Genomic DNA, 14,449 nt, shown 5'->3' with positions numbered 1-14,449 from the left:
AATCAGTTAAAATTGAGAAACACCTTATTGTTTGCTTTCCCTTGTGGGAGTAGGCAGTAGGGTGTTTTTTTTGTCATATGACATTATGGCACTGGTCGATTTTACACCAAAAGCACTAGCATAAGAGTTGCTTAGATATGAACAATTTTTTATTGCAGAGAGGGAGAGAAAAGCATGAATCAAATGATCCGGAAACATGTGAGAAATTTCTGTTTCTTATTAATTACTTTTGCCACAGGGCTATTTTACTTTTGTTTTTATTTGGTGGGTATTACCTTTGGAGTTGCGATGTCCTTCACCTTAGTGGGGATTCCGATCCTCTATTATGTTTTGCGTTCTACCGAGACTTTTTTACAGTATGAGCGAATTCGAACTAAAGTCTATACCGATATCTCCGTTCGCACGCTACCAACCCGATCTCACGAAGAAGGCAGCTTGTGGGAAAAGGTGAAGATGGAGTTGCAGGATAATCATAACTGGAGAGCGATTATAGGGTTGATGTTGCAACTTGGCATCGGCATGGTCAGTCTCATTTGTGCCACTCTTTTTTACTTGACCCCTATTATTCTCCTGTTGTCACCTATCCTGTATTTATTAGATGTATCCTCTATAACGCTATTTGGGATTGAAAATAAAACATTCAACATCTCACTTTTCTTCATGTTGTTAGGTGCAGTGTCTCTATGGATAGGTGCTTATCTCGGAAACAGTCTGGTAAAGATGATCGGCAGGTATACGCGGCGTTTAGTGAAGGATTTTGCTAGAAGATAAACTCAAACAGGAAAGAAGGAAAAATGATGATAACCTCAGTTCCATTTATAAAATTATTCTCACAATCCCTTTGGATGATGTGGGAGAACATATTTGCTGTCATCACCAAATTTCGTAGTCAGTCCGTGCGTAGATACGGGATATGTAAATTGGTAGTGTTGAAATATCACGGAGAAATTTTGGTCTGCCAAGATGGGCAACGGATACTTCCTGGAGATTGGGTGGGTGAGCTTCATTTGGACAATCGCCAGATCGTGCAGCTGACACGGACGCTTGGTGCAGATCGGGCCGGAATTCGTACGGCACGCATGCTTCGCGAGGCTATGAAGGAGATCAGTCGTGATCTAGACAGCAATCCGGAACTAAGCAAAGTAAATGCGCTAACCGGGATTACGCTGCTTCACCGGGGGATTATTCATGGAATAGGTTTTGAGCAGCGCCCCATCAAGTCCAAATGGCAGCGGCACTGGTTCGGGATATACCTTCGTTTCTTACTGCGCATGCTGCATCCGGAAGGGAAACATCGTGTAGAGGACAGCACAGAGAAGTTATCTCCCATGATGCTTGTGCTTAGTAAGCAGTCCTTGAAAGCGCGGTTTGCCCCGCGTAAGACAGAGGCGGCTTCCTAATGTGGGCCTTCATAATTTTAGCAGTGGATGTGATTGTTCTTTATATGATCGTTCCTTTTGCACTTACCCGAATATTGGGATGGGGGGTTCACTCGGACGTAGGTGCAGAGAAGGAAATTGCCTTTACGTTCGATGACGGTCCGGATCCTTGTTATACACCTGAACTTCTAGATCTATTAAAAGAGCATGGCATAAAGGCGACCTTCTTCGTATTAGGCAAAAAGGCAAAGCAATATCCGGAATTGATCGAGCGTATGCACAGAGAAGGACACCAAATCGGCATTCATAATTATACTCATACACCCAACTGGATCCACTTCCCCTGGACCAATAGACGGAAGCAAGTAGATCGCACAGCAGACATTGTTGAGCGAATTACAGGAGAGCGGCCTATCTTTTACCGCCCACCTTGGGGGCTTCTTAATTTAGGGGATTTCTTTTTGCTAAGAGAATCTTATCGAATCGTATTGTGGTCTGTCATGGTCGGAGATTGGAAAGCTTCACTGAGTGCAGAACAATTAAAGGATGCCTTAATAAAAAAAATAAAACCAGGCTCAATCATTGTTCTACACGACAGCGGAGATACACCGTGGGCAGATGAAGAAGCGCCCTTGAATATGATCACTGGATTAGAAGAAGTCTTAAAAGAAATGGATAAAAAGGGTCTGAAGTGTCTTCGGATGGATGAACTGCTGAACAAGGAAGTTAGTCATAGTAGAGAAGCTAGATCCAGAGTCAAACATCGGGGGCAGATTGATCTGTAGCTATTGAAATTTCTCAATCATTTTTTATATGGCAAGGGCTATGGTAACATTTAGAGTAAAGCGGTCCGTACCTATATAAATTGTTGAGAAAAGGATGGGGTAGCATGTTGAATGCTTCTTACTGGTTAACCAATATAAGATTAGAACAAGGTTATGTTATTGAGGATGGGCAAGTAGCGGGTACGAATACGAAGATTTGTCATCTCCGCATTGACGGGGATAAGATATCAGAAGTTGTTGGAGCAGACATAGAGCTTCAGAGCCAGCTCCCGAAATATGACTGTAAAGAGTTGTTGATGTTGCCTTCTTTCGAAGAAGCACATATCCATTTAGATAAAACGTATTACGGTGGACCATGGAGAGCGGTAAAGCCTGCGTCCAGTGTTTTCGAACGGATTGAGGAAGAGAAGGTATTATTGCCTAAGCTGCTGCCCATGGCGAGACAACAAGCAGAGAGCATCCTGACGCTTATTCAGGGGTTTGGTGCCACACATGTGCGTAGCCATTGCAATATTGAGCCTGTCAGCGGTTTGCAGCGATTAGAGGCAACTGTACAAGCATTAAATACATTCGCGGGCACAATTTCAGCTGAAATTGTGGCGTTTCCCCAGCATGGCCTGCTGCGCTCGGATTCTGTGCAACTGGTAAAACAATCTCTGGCAGAGGGGGCAACCTTTGTAGGCGGAGTAGATCCTTATACGGTGGATGGAGATATCGAGAAGTCACTTCAGACGATGGTGGAACTAGCAGTGATGAGTAATGCCGGCATTGATATTCATTTACATGATGGAAAAGAAGCGGGAAAGAAAACACTGACGCGGTTAGCTGATCTGACGGAAGAAGCTGGCTTGCAAGGAAAGGTCACGGTCAGTCATGCGTTCTGGTTCGCAGGAGCTCAGCAGCAAGAGGCAGAAGAGGTAGCTAAACGGATGGCATCACTGGGTATGACTATTGCATCCACAGTGCCTATTGGAAGAATGATGATGCCACTTCCGATGCTGCATAGCCAAGGGGTAAAAGTGAAGCTGGCAACAGATAGCCTTACCGATCACTGGTCCCCTTTTGGTAATGGAGATCAATTGGAAAAGGCAGGACGTTACGCGGAGTTGTACGGCTGCAACGATGAATTGGCATTATCTCAATCCCTCGGATTTATAACAGGAGGATTAACACCCCTTGATCCAAAAGGCGAGCAGGTATGGCCAAAGGTTGGCGACACTGCTAGCTTTGTGCTGTTGCATGCCAGCTGTTCGGCAGAAGCAGTAGCCCGAAGAGCGCAGCGCCAAGCTGTCTGGTACGAAGGCCGTCTGGTGAGTGGTTCGATAACAAATAGAGACCTGTGAGGCAGATGATATGCTCCTCTCTAACTATCTGCATCAGTATAAATCGGCGATCCTCTCACTCCCGAAGGGTACAGTGCTAACTAAAGAGGATCTGCAGGTGGATAAGCTTCTAATGGAGCGTAATGGCAAGGTGGAAATGTATTATGCCCCCCATAATGAATACATTAATCCTTCTGCTAAGATGATCATTATAGGGTTAACGCCCGGGTTCACACAAATGGGCATAGCGATACAAGAAGCGATCATAGGTCTGGAAGCTGGTTTATCAGATGAAGAGGTATGTAGGACAGCGAAGGAAGCGGCGAGATTCGCAGGCTCCATGCGGAACACGTTAATTCATATGTTAGATACACTTAAACTGCATCAACACTTGAACCTAACCTCTTGTGAAGAACTATTTCAGCAGCAGCAGACGATCCTGCACACCAGCTCTTTATTGCGTTTTCCTGTGTTCGTGGATAAGAAAAATTATAGTGGGACCCAGCCCAAGCTACTTTCAAATTCATTCCTCAGGGCGCAGGCATTATCTTCCTTGCGTGAGGAGCTGAACATACTGAGCCGGGCCTTAATTATTCCCTTAGGAAAAACAGTGGAAAGTATACTTCAACTCCTTGTGTCCGCAGGTGAGCTAGATAAACAACGCTGCTTATGGGGATTTCCCCACCCCTCGGGCGCCAACGGACATCGATATAAGCAGTTCGCCAGCCATCAAGAACAGATGATGAAGATACTGCATAATCATTCATGGAAGGGCTGATTCAAGCTCACAATCAGATAATTTACATGAAGTCGAAAAAATAACGAATGACATGAAAAAAGACCGGTGAAGTGTAGGTCAAGCTATCGATCCGGCTTAAATGGCTTTGCTTCAAAGCCACGAATTTATCGCCATCGCCGATTAGCAGATCCCGCTTTAACACGGAAACCGTTAAACTGCCAAAGAAGCCGCTCAAGCTGACCAACATGCCTGACAGTAACCCGAAGATTGGGTTGAGCGGCGTCAGGTAGGGATAGATTAGATAGGAAACTCCTGTCGTGATGACAAATGCGAAAGCGAAACCCTCCCAAGTCAAATACGGATTGGCGGTGGGAACTATTTTACGCTTCCCTACATAAAGTGATGCCAGATAGTGGACCACATCATTGAGCTGCGTTAGCACTACTAGAAAAAGTACAAGCCCGGCTCCATACTCCGGTGTAGCAAATTGAAAGTAGGCCAAGTGACTAAGCCCGAATACCATCAGCATTAGCCCCCATTGCGTGGAGCTGACACTACGCATAAAACCAACCGTGCCTTTATTAATCATTCTGGGCAGTGGTAGGAGCAAGAATACATAAACTGGGATGAAGACAATAAACATTCCGTACCACTCGATATAAATCCAGTAGAACTGTAACGGAATGGATAAGTACGCCCACAGAAATAGCCTGCGGTCGGATTTTCGTGATTTCATCATGGAGAAATACTCCTTCAGTGCAAAGAAGCAGAGCACCATGAGAGAAAGAAGAGAGACGACGGGATTAAATAGGGTAGCTAGGCAAAAGATAAAAAGCATTCCCCACCACGTCTTGATGCGAAAGCCAATGCCCGTATAATCTTTATTTGGCTGTAGCTTCCCTATAACTACATACATCAAGTGAATGGCCGATAGGGCCGCAAAGATAAGAATTATAGTTAATAAAGAGCGGTCGATAACTGATCACCAACTTGTCCTAGAGTAGATTCCATTAATGGGTTCATATGTTATTATGAAGGAAACGTTCAAACTTGATAAGGGGAAAATTGTAAATGGCAGCAGATCCATCGGTCTTTATATTACTGACGAATACCGGGACGCTTTTTACGAAGCTCATTCAAGGCTATACAAAAGCACCCTATAATCATGCCTCGATCTCCTTTAATCGAGAGCTTTCCGAGCTGTATAGCTTTGGCAGGAAGCATCCGAGCAACCCCCTGAATGGAGGGTTTGTGAAGGAGGATATTAAGACAGGTACGTTCAGCAAATATCCAAATACAACATGTGTCCTATATGAACTTCAAGTTACAGCCCGCGAAGTGGAGAAAATGGAGCGGGTCTTGCAAGTCTTTATCCGAAGCCGTCAAAAGTATCTCTATAATATTCTCGGCGTAATTGGCATTGCCCTGAAGGAGCCTGTCGAATTCAGCAACTCTTATTTTTGTTCGCAATTTGTAGCGGAAATTCTAGAGCGGTCGGGTATTAAGTTATGGAATAAGCTGCCTGCACTCGTTACTCCGGATGATTTTCGCCAAAGTGATCGGCTGAGATTGGTTTACCAAGGTAAATTAAGTGAATATGAACCTGAGCGCCTAGGAGGAGACGAAGGATGAATAGCAAAGAAATATTTTCTAATCGGGTAGATTCGTATGTGAAATATCGGCCGAGCTATCCTGGAGAAGCCATTAATTATTTGTACAATACTATTGGGCTCCAACCCAATTGTGATATTGCTGATATTGGTGCAGGAACAGGAATATTCTCAGCATTACTTCTGGAGCGCGGGAGTTGTGTGACTGCCGTTGAACCCAATCCGGAAATGCGTAGAGCTGCGGAAGAGAAGTTCGCAAAGGATAACCATTTCTCTGTATCGCCGGGGTCTGCTGAACATACAGAATTATCTGACCAGTCGATGGACTTTATCGTATGCGCCCAAGCGTTTCACTGGTTTGACAGGGACGCAACGCAATTGGAATTCAAGCGGATTCTAAAACCTGGCGGAAAAGTGGTTCTGATATGGAATTCCCGACTCACTTACGGTACCCCATTTCTGGAGGAATATGAGCAGCTGCTGCAGACCTTCGGGACGAACTACACTCAAGTTAATCATAAGAACATTACCCCTGAGATCCTTAGTTCCTTTTTCAAAAAAGGACAGATGCAAGTAGCGCATTTTAGCAATCAGCAGGTGTTTGATTTGGAGGGCTTAAGCGGGCGGCTTCGATCGTCTTCCTACACTCCGGTCCCCGGAGATCCAAGCTATGAGAATATGATGACTGAGCTGCGGAATATATTTGAACGAAATAACCAGAGTGGGCAAGTGTTTTTTGATTATAAGACCGAAATTTATTGGGGCGAAGTGTAAAATAAATAAAAAGACTCAAACCTTAGTGATAACAGGGTTTGAGTCTTTTTTATTTGTAGTTATGAAAGATGTACGTAAAACGTGGTGGACTCGCCGACGAAACTTTTGGCATAAATTTTTCCTTTATGCTGTTCAACAATGGATTTGGCAATCGCCAGTCCTAGGCCATATCCCCCTTGTTTACGCGCCCGGGAGGCATTTGTACGGTAGAATCGGTCAAAGATGCTCGCTAAGTGCTCCGGTGCAATGCCCTCCCCCGTATTAGTGACTGCTAACACCATGTCATTATGCTGTTTTTTAAGGGATAAGGTGACTGAGCCTTTAGGGTTCGAATATTTTACAGCATTGTCCAAGAGGATCATAATCACTTGTTTGATCTGTTCACTATTGCCTAGCACTGTCAGATCAGGCTCGATGTCATATTCAAGGGAGATATGCTTCTCAAAGATTACAGCTTCCATCGTTAAAATGATATTTTCAACCACGTCGCTCAGATTGAATTTCGAATAAATCATTCTCGATCTGGAATCGTCCATCTCGGTCAGGTACAGCAGATCATTGGTCAGGCTGGTCATTCTCTCTGTTTCCGATTTGATATAGTGCAGCCACTTGGACTGATTGTGAATGGTGTCATCACTGTTGGACAGGAGAACATCCGCATTGGTGTTAATAATGGTCAACGGCGTCTTTAACTCATGGGAAGCATCCGCAATAAATTGTTTCTGTTTCTCAAAAGCCTCCTTTACCGGCGCAATTGAACGATTAGCAAAAAAGCGGCTAGCGAAGTACAAGATAATCAGCATCACCGAACCAACTACAGAGAAGGTATAGATTAAATTGGTGAGGATTTTTTGCTCTGCAGTGATGTCCAGAAATACAAGCATCGCCCCATCACTCGTATGCTGGATGTTGAAGATCCATTTGCTGCTATCCAAGGTGAACCTTCCGGTATCTTTACCGGCACTTAGCGCTTCTTGCAGAGCCGTATTATAAAATTCATCGTCCATAGTAAATTTGGAATCTTTCCCTATGAGGTTCGACGCTGTATCTATCTTCAGCATAAATGAGACTGACCGTTCAGGAGGTGGAGTCCCGTTATCCATACGTTTATTATCAGCATGGGGTAACTGGGAACTTCCCTTAGTTGAGCCCATTCGTCCTGTATCACCACCGGGAGACTTGTAGTTTTCCATGATTCTGTGAAGATCCATCTGAATATTGTTTTGGACATCTTGGTACGTAATTACATAAATCGAGATGAAGGCCACCAGCATGATCACCGAGATAGTGACTAAGTTAACAATAAGAAACCGATTTCTGAGCTTCGTGAACATTAGGTCGTCACCTCTAATACATACCCTACGTTTCTGATCGTACTAATACGTACGGTCGAATTTAAGAAGGTCAGTTTTTTTCTCAAAAAAGAAATATACACCTCTACATTATTGTGCTCAGCATCAGAATCGAAGCCCCACAGCTTCTCAATAATTTGTTCTTTGGAGGTTACGGCTTGTTTCCTCAAGATAAGAAGCTCCAATAGTTCACATTCCTTTAGATTGAGCTTGATCTCTTTGCCACCCACGGTAAGCTTCAGATTGGATGTATTCAGTTCAATATCCCCGAACTTTAAAGCATCATCCGGTATCACCTCGCCTTTACGTCTTAGTACAGCCCTTATTCTTGCCAATAAGATCTCTGAGGAAAAAGGTTTGGCGATATAATCGTCAGCCCCATAGTCCAGCCCAGTGACCATATCTGTAATCTCACCCTTTGCAGTAAGCAGGATAACGGGAGTGGGTATCCCCTTTTTTCGCAGCATCTTGAGGACGCTAACCCCATCCATCTCAGGCAGCATAATGTCGAGCAGCAGCAAATCATAGATTCCACTCAGTGCATAATCCAGACCCGACCTGCCGTCATGGACTGCATCCACCGAATAATTATGTTTTTTTAATATTTGAGTTAAGGCTTCAGCGAGATGAAGCTCGTCTTCTACTATTAATATTCTCATGGTTTTGCCATCCCCTACATAGAACCAGTATTTGTTATTGAGGTCATTATATCAGTATTACCTTTATTGAACCTTAATGAAGAGAGACAACAGCGGCCGGAAGTCCAACATACACCGCAGTTACGATGTACACCTGTGTTAAGGGAATGTAAAAGATAATCAATAATTTGTAAAACCATTTAAGATTCATTAAAGGTTTGGGATCTAAGATACATTCATAAGCACACGAGACAACGATAAACAGAAAGGATTGATCACATATGGCGATTGAGGTATTCAACCGTTATGAGAACAAATATTTGTTGGACAACGAAGCCTACTATAAATTTTATAACCAATTGCTTGAATACATGGAACTGGACGATTTCAACAAGCAACATGAGTTTTACTCCATAACCAACTTATATTATGACACGGAGCACAACACCCTGATTCGTAACAGTCTTGCGAAGCCCAAGTACAAAGAGAAGCTTCGTTTAAGAGCTTACGGTGTTCCAAATCAAGATACGAAGGTGTATCTGGAAATCAAGAAGAAGGTATTTGGTCTTGTTAATAAAAGAAGAACGTCGCTTAAATTAAACGAGGCTTATGATTTTGTCGCCACCGGTATGGAACCGGAATTCAAGGATTACATGAATAAACAGGTGATTGAAGAGATCAAATATTTTCTGACACGCTATGATTTGCAGCCCAAGGTGTATCTGTCTTATGACCGAAAAGCGTTGTTCTGTAAAAACAATCGCGATCTAAGAATTACATTCGATACAAATATTCGCAGCCGCCGGTACGATCTGAAGATGGAGCAGGGTGTTCATGGCGAACCCTTGCTGGAGCCGGGGCAGTGGCTTATGGAAGTAAAGGCTGAGAACACGATTCCGGTCTGGCTGGCCAGAATGCTCTCAGAGCATCAAATGTACCGTACAAGCTTCTCTAAGTACGGCAACGAATATAAAAAAATGCTGAAGAACAGTAAAACAGAACGGGAGAGTGCCCTCTATGCTTGATTCATTATTTACCGTAGCAACTAGTACAGAGTTAACGTTTACCAACGCACTGCTAACTATTTTTATAGCTATTGTTCTTGGCGGAATCATTAGCTACACCTATATGAAGACGAATGCCAGCGGCTATTCGCAAAGCTTCACACTGACGATGGTACTGCTGCCCGTAATTGTGGCAATCATCATTTTGCTTATCGGCAGTAATGTTGCCAGAGCTTTCAGTCTTGCCGGGGCGTTCTCCATCATTCGCTTTAGAAGTGCGCCGGGCGATCCGAAGGATATCACATTTGTTTTGTTCACCATGGCTTCTGGACTTGCCTGCGGAGTGGGTTCCTTTGGATATGCAGTTTTGTTCACCCTTATCCTATGTGCCCTTATGTTTATCCTTAACCGGACTAACTTTGGCGTAAGAACAACGTCGCAAAAAACATTAAAGGTAACCATCCCGGAGAGTCTGGGATATGAGGAAGCCTTCGCTGAAGTATTCAATAAATATAATGTTGGGTACGAGCTTAAAAAGATTAGAACAACTGAGCTTGGCAGTTTATATGAGCTGGTCTACGCTGTAACGCTGGGTGAGGCTGTGAACCAGAAGGAATTTTTGGATGCGATTCGTACCCGGAACGGTAATTTAGACCTCTCGCTGACCATGACTCCAACTGTTAATGACTATTAAGATAACGAAAGGATGGATGAAAAATGGATAAATATATAACCGGAAGTAAAGTAGGAATCTTGCTATTGTGTGCATTACTTATGTCGGCTTGCAGCACCAATTCCACAACAACACAGTCTGAAGCGGCGGGTACAGCAGCAGCCTCGGGAACAACGATAACTCAGAACGGGGCTGCCACGGGAGTACAACTGGCAAGCGCCAAATTGTCCGATCTGGTGACGTTCGATGAAGAGGATTCTAATACAACTTGGACGGCTGACCAATCGACGGAAATTGCTTTGGCTGGAACAAGTGCGCTTGTTGACGGCACCGGGGCCGAGTCTAAGGATGGCTCAGTGACAATTACTGCAGCAGGAACTTATGTGCTGTCTGGTAAGCTGAGTGATGGACAGATTGTAGTTAATAATCAGGATGAAGGTAGTGTGCACTTGGTACTGAACGGTGTGAACATCACGAACAGCGATAGTGCTGCAATTGATATTAAAGAAGCGGGCAAAGTAATCATTACCTTGGAAGACGGGACGGAGAACTCCGTATCTGATGGAGCAACTTACGTGTATGCCGATGAAACTACAGATGAACCAAGTGCGGCTATCTTCAGTAAAGCGGATTTAACGATTAATGGTACCGGGAAGCTGTCTGTTTCCGCTAACTATAATGACGGAATTACGAGCAAGGACGATCTGAAAATTATGGGTGGCACTATTGAAATTAAGGCTGCCGATGACGGGATTGTAGGTAAAGATCTTGTCGCTGTACAAGACGGAAATATCAGCATAACGGCAGAAGGCGATGGTATGAAATCAACCAACGATACTGAGACGGACAAAGGCTTCATAGCAATAGCAGCAGGAACATTTGATATTACGGCTGGTAATGATGGAATTCAAGCTGAGACTTCACTTGTAATAGATGGCGGAACATACACCTTAGTTACGGGTGGGGGCAACGAGAAGGGTGAAGTGAAAACAGGTGATCAAGGGCAAGGTATGGGCATGAGAGGTGGCCGAGGTCAGGGAACAGGGGATCAAGCACCAGGAACAACAGGAACCTCAATACCTGAAACAAAACCAGAGACGATGCCAGAAACAAAACCGGAGGTACCAACAACGGAAGCACCAACAACGACAACAACGGCAACAACTACAGAATCGGAAACACCAAGTACTAAAGGATTGAAGGCTGGAGGAGATATTAGCTTAAACAACGGAACCTTTACCATCGATTCTGCTGATGATGCAGTGCACAGCAACAGTAACATTGCTATAGCTGATGGAGAATTCAACATCAAAACTGGCGACGATGGAATCCATGCGGATGCCTTGGTGGCGATATCTGGTGGCAAAATTGATATTACGAAGAGCTACGAAGGGATTGAAGGAGCAAACATCGAGATTTCCGGTGGCGAGGCTCATGTGGTTGCTTCTGATGATGGAGTGAATGTAGCAGGAGGTAACGATGAGGCGACTGTAGGCGGCGGCCCTCAGGAGCAGGATCAATTCAGCGATTCTGCTAGCAATATGCTAACGATTAGTGGAGGAACACTAACGGTGGATGCTTCAGGTGACGGGCTGGATTCGAACGGCTCCATCACAATGTCGGGTGGCACGGTTATTGTCAATGGACCTACCAATAGCGGTAACGGTGCACTTGATTTCGACGGTAGCTTTGAACAGAGTGGAGGAATTTTGGTGGCTGCGGGAAGTTCGGGCATGGCACAAGCACCGTCTGACACCTCTAGCCAACATGCAGTGAGCATGACTTTCCCTCAGACCCAGGAGGCTGGAACCTTGGTTCATCTAGAGGACAGCGAAGGCAACACAATCCTGACCTTTGCTCCTTCGAAGAGCTATCAAACGGTGGTGATTAGTTCACCGGATCTGAAGGACGGAGGTTCTTACACCCTCTACTCGGGAGGTACCTCGACTGGTAGTGAAGCGAACGGACTGTATACGGATGGTGAATACACAGGAGGAACAAAAGTAGTAGCGTTCGAAATTACCAGCAGCGTAACTTGGCTAAATGAATCAGGAGTAACAACCGCAAACACTAATCAAGGTCCAGGTGGCGGTGGTGGAAACAGAAGACCTTAGTTTATAAATTGCATATCAAAAGCCACTCCAGCATTATTTTGGAGTGGCTTTTGATAGTTTGAGGTAAATCAGTCGCCGTTAACAGGGATGGAATTCTGTTTAATCGGTTGATTTGAAGTATTGATGATCACATTATGTGAATTAAAAGACAGAATCTCAATCAGCTGCTCTGCCATATGGTTAGCTGTATATTTAAATCCGCCTTTTACCCATTCTATGATTAATCCAAATAGAGCATAGGCGGTATAACTGGAAAACAATTCGATATTAACATTGGTATTAGTGTTATTAACTGCGACTAAGTCCCGCTTGGTGAGCTCCTTTAAGAGGTCGCAAATCCTATTTTGGAACCCTGGCAGAACATTGGAATTTATAATGATGGTATAAAAATTAGAGTAAGAGACCACATGTTCAAAAATCTTGATGCTCGAGGTGGTCAGCTCACTAACTATAAATTTATCGGTATGAAGATAGGGTTCTTTATAAGCCTTAATTAAATCCTCCAACACATCATCAATTAGCTCATTCAGAAGTTCTTCTTTGGTTTGATAATGTTTATAGAAGGTTCCGCGGTTTAAATCGGCAAGGGTAACGATATCGGTTATCGTAATGGTGCGGAAATTCTTTTTTTCCATGATTAATATCAATGCGTTTTTAAGCTCTTTACGCGATTTGCTAGTTCTCCGATTATTTTTAAGCAACAGAAGACCACCTAACTGTCTATTTTCTAATCCTATTTGAACAGAATCCTGCATTATATATATTTATGAACATTTGGTGTCCCATTTGTATATTGATAGTTAAATTTTAGAGGATTAAACTTGAGTAGTATAAATTTTAAGCGTTAAAGAGATTTTATATATTGATATTTACATTATAGATAAACGTAAAGGAGACTTCCAACATGAAACTTCAAGACAGAGTTGCAGTGGTTACCGGGGCGGCATCAGGTATGGGGAAATCTATCGCAGAGTTGTACGCTAAAGAAGGGGCGAAAGTGATTGTAGCCGATCTTAATCTCGAAGGTGCAGAACAAGTAGCTGCAGGGATCAACAGTAATGGTGGAGTAGCTAAGGCACTGAAAGTAAATGTTGCCCTAGTTGAAGATATCGATAGCATGATTGATACCGCAGTAAAAGAATACGGAACACTAGATATTCTTGTTAATAACGCCGGTATTATGGATGGGTTTGAGCCAGTTGGCGACATTAGCGACGAGAAATGGGATCTTATCTTTGATATCAATACCAAAAGTGTAATGCGGTCCACTCGTAAAGCAATGCCTATTTTTCTGGAAAAAGGAAAAGGGGTTATCGTTAATACCGCTTCTACAGGTGGCGTAAGTGGTGCCCATGCGGGAGCAACTTATACTGCCTCTAAACATGCTGTAGTAGGCTTGACGAAAAATACAGCTTTTATGTATGCCAACAAAGGGATTCGTTGTAATGCTATCGCACCGGGAGCTACTGCCACAAACATCAGTGCTTCAATGAAAAATATAAATGAATTCGGCGTGAGCCGTACACAATTAACACAGGCTGTGATCCCTCGTGTAGGTACACCTGAAGAAATCGCACAAGTTGCGTTATTCCTGGCTTCGGATGATTCCAGTTTTGTGAACGGAGCTATCATCGCTGCTGATGCGGGTTGGACTTCTGCATTCTAAATGTTGGTTGTCTACCTCTGCCTCAACAATTTATCCACGGAGTCTTAGGGACCCAGATGACGTTATTCGCAAATTTTCAGTCTTTTGAGAAGGGATTCGGACTCCAGAGACGCTATTTCATATAAATCGGCCCATATTTGGTGTTTTCGCGCCAATAGCTGCAGTGGAGTCCGATAGCAATTCAAATATGGAATAATGGCGCATTTAAGGTCTGCTGGGTCCGCCAACCAATTTTTTCGGGCAAAATGTTATCGGATTAAACGAAGGAGTGCCCCAGCACGCTACCATTATGCCAAATGATGACCCAAACGGGATGTTACATAAAACTCCGCTAGAGATTAATCTAGCGGAGTTTTTTATACGCTTGATATTTCCAGGGGAACCCTGCAAAAT

General features: G+C 43.8%; 15 protein-coding genes. 11 read left to right on the top strand and 4 right to left on the bottom strand.

Going from position 1 to position 14,449, the window contains the following annotated elements:
* Window positions 1–174 precede the first annotated feature (174 nt).
* From NSQ66_RS29665 to NSQ66_RS29645, 5 genes are all read left to right on the top strand, one after another.
* Window positions 175–771: a sensor domain-containing protein gene (locus NSQ66_RS29665; protein ID WP_036682302.1), complete on the top strand. Its 597-nt coding sequence runs from the start codon at window positions 175–177 to the stop codon at window positions 769–771.
* 23 nt (window positions 772–794) lie between these two features.
* Window positions 795–1,400, top strand: coding sequence for a hypothetical protein (locus tag NSQ66_RS29660; RefSeq protein WP_038573845.1), 606 nt, complete (start codon window positions 795–797; stop codon window positions 1,398–1,400).
* Window positions 1,400–2,164, top strand: a complete 765-nt coding sequence (locus NSQ66_RS29655) for a polysaccharide deacetylase family protein (protein WP_052097389.1) — start codon at window positions 1,400–1,402, stop codon at window positions 2,162–2,164. Before NSQ66_RS29660 ends, NSQ66_RS29655 begins: the two co-directional genes overlap by 1 nt.
* A gap of 104 nt (window positions 2,165–2,268) precedes the next feature.
* Window positions 2,269–3,507 (top strand): amidohydrolase, encoded by a 1,239-nt coding sequence (locus tag NSQ66_RS29650; RefSeq protein ID WP_036682298.1) that lies wholly within the window; start codon window positions 2,269–2,271, stop codon window positions 3,505–3,507.
* A gap of 97 nt (window positions 3,508–3,604) precedes the next feature.
* Window positions 3,605–4,264 carry a uracil-DNA glycosylase family protein gene (locus NSQ66_RS29645; RefSeq protein WP_235219470.1) on the top strand — a complete coding sequence of 220 codons (660 nt, stop codon included), beginning with the start codon at window positions 3,605–3,607 and terminating at the stop codon, window positions 4,262–4,264.
* Window positions 4,265–4,286: 22 nt separating this feature from the next.
* On the opposite strand, the gene NSQ66_RS29640 is transcribed toward NSQ66_RS29645, so the two are convergent.
* The gene (locus tag NSQ66_RS29640; RefSeq protein ID WP_036682294.1) at window positions 4,287–5,201 is read right to left on the bottom strand and encodes a phosphatidate cytidylyltransferase; all 915 of its coding nucleotides are present in this window, start codon (window positions 5,199–5,201) and stop codon (window positions 4,287–4,289) included.
* A 95-nt stretch (window positions 5,202–5,296) separates the two neighbouring features.
* Between NSQ66_RS29640 and NSQ66_RS29635 the strand changes: the two genes are divergently transcribed.
* The gene (locus tag NSQ66_RS29635) at window positions 5,297–5,857 is read left to right on the top strand and encodes a hypothetical protein (RefSeq protein ID WP_036682293.1); all 561 of its coding nucleotides are present in this window, start codon (window positions 5,297–5,299) and stop codon (window positions 5,855–5,857) included.
* Window positions 5,854–6,609: a class I SAM-dependent methyltransferase gene (locus NSQ66_RS29630; protein WP_076140608.1), complete on the top strand. Its 756-nt coding sequence runs from the start codon at window positions 5,854–5,856 to the stop codon at window positions 6,607–6,609. The genes NSQ66_RS29635 and NSQ66_RS29630 overlap by 4 nt, the downstream gene beginning before the upstream one ends.
* A gap of 59 nt (window positions 6,610–6,668) precedes the next feature.
* Here NSQ66_RS29630 and NSQ66_RS29625 read toward each other — a convergent pair whose 3' ends face one another.
* Both NSQ66_RS29625 and NSQ66_RS29620 read right to left on the bottom strand, forming a co-directional pair.
* Window positions 6,669–7,943 (bottom strand): HAMP domain-containing sensor histidine kinase, encoded by a 1,275-nt coding sequence (locus tag NSQ66_RS29625; protein ID WP_036682290.1) that lies wholly within the window; start codon window positions 7,941–7,943, stop codon window positions 6,669–6,671.
* Entirely contained in the window at window positions 7,943–8,620 is a 678-nt protein-coding gene (locus tag NSQ66_RS29620) for a response regulator transcription factor (RefSeq protein WP_036682288.1), read from the bottom strand. The genes NSQ66_RS29625 and NSQ66_RS29620 overlap by 1 nt, the downstream gene beginning before the upstream one ends.
* Window positions 8,621–8,880: 260 nt before the next feature.
* Between NSQ66_RS29620 and NSQ66_RS29615 the strand changes: the two genes are divergently transcribed.
* Genes NSQ66_RS29615 through NSQ66_RS29605 form a run of 3 tightly spaced genes read left to right on the top strand, consistent with a single transcriptional unit; the run spans window position 8,881 to window position 12,390 of the window.
* Window positions 8,881–9,624, top strand: a complete 744-nt coding sequence (locus tag NSQ66_RS29615) for a polyphosphate polymerase domain-containing protein (RefSeq protein WP_036682286.1) — start codon at window positions 8,881–8,883, stop codon at window positions 9,622–9,624.
* The gene (locus tag NSQ66_RS29610) at window positions 9,617–10,297 is read left to right on the top strand and encodes a DUF4956 domain-containing protein (RefSeq protein WP_036682284.1); all 681 of its coding nucleotides are present in this window, start codon (window positions 9,617–9,619) and stop codon (window positions 10,295–10,297) included. Before NSQ66_RS29615 ends, NSQ66_RS29610 begins: the two co-directional genes overlap by 8 nt.
* A gap of 23 nt (window positions 10,298–10,320) precedes the next feature.
* A complete protein-coding gene (locus tag NSQ66_RS29605; protein WP_038573842.1) occupies window positions 10,321–12,390 on the top strand; it encodes a carbohydrate-binding domain-containing protein in 2,070 nt (689 codons plus the stop codon).
* Window positions 12,391–12,458: 68 nt separating this feature from the next.
* On the opposite strand, the gene NSQ66_RS29600 is transcribed toward NSQ66_RS29605, so the two are convergent.
* On the bottom strand, window positions 12,459–13,025 hold the full coding sequence (locus NSQ66_RS29600) for a TetR/AcrR family transcriptional regulator (RefSeq protein ID WP_063829811.1): 567 nt from the start codon (window positions 13,023–13,025) through the stop codon (window positions 12,459–12,461).
* A 269-nt stretch (window positions 13,026–13,294) separates the two neighbouring features.
* Here NSQ66_RS29600 and NSQ66_RS29595 point away from each other — a divergent pair, with 269 nt between their 5' ends.
* A complete protein-coding gene (locus NSQ66_RS29595) occupies window positions 13,295–14,056 on the top strand; it encodes an SDR family oxidoreductase (RefSeq protein ID WP_036682280.1) in 762 nt (253 codons plus the stop codon).
* Window positions 14,057–14,449: the final 393 nt, after the last annotated feature.

Origin of the sequence: Paenibacillus sp. FSL H3-0329, from assembly GCF_037963285.1 — a bacterium.
GTDB lineage: Bacteria > Bacillota > Bacilli > Paenibacillales > Paenibacillaceae > Paenibacillus_AQ > Paenibacillus_AQ odorifer.
Note: the sequence above shows the minus strand (reverse complement) of the source record. Positions and strands in the feature narration are given on the sequence as shown.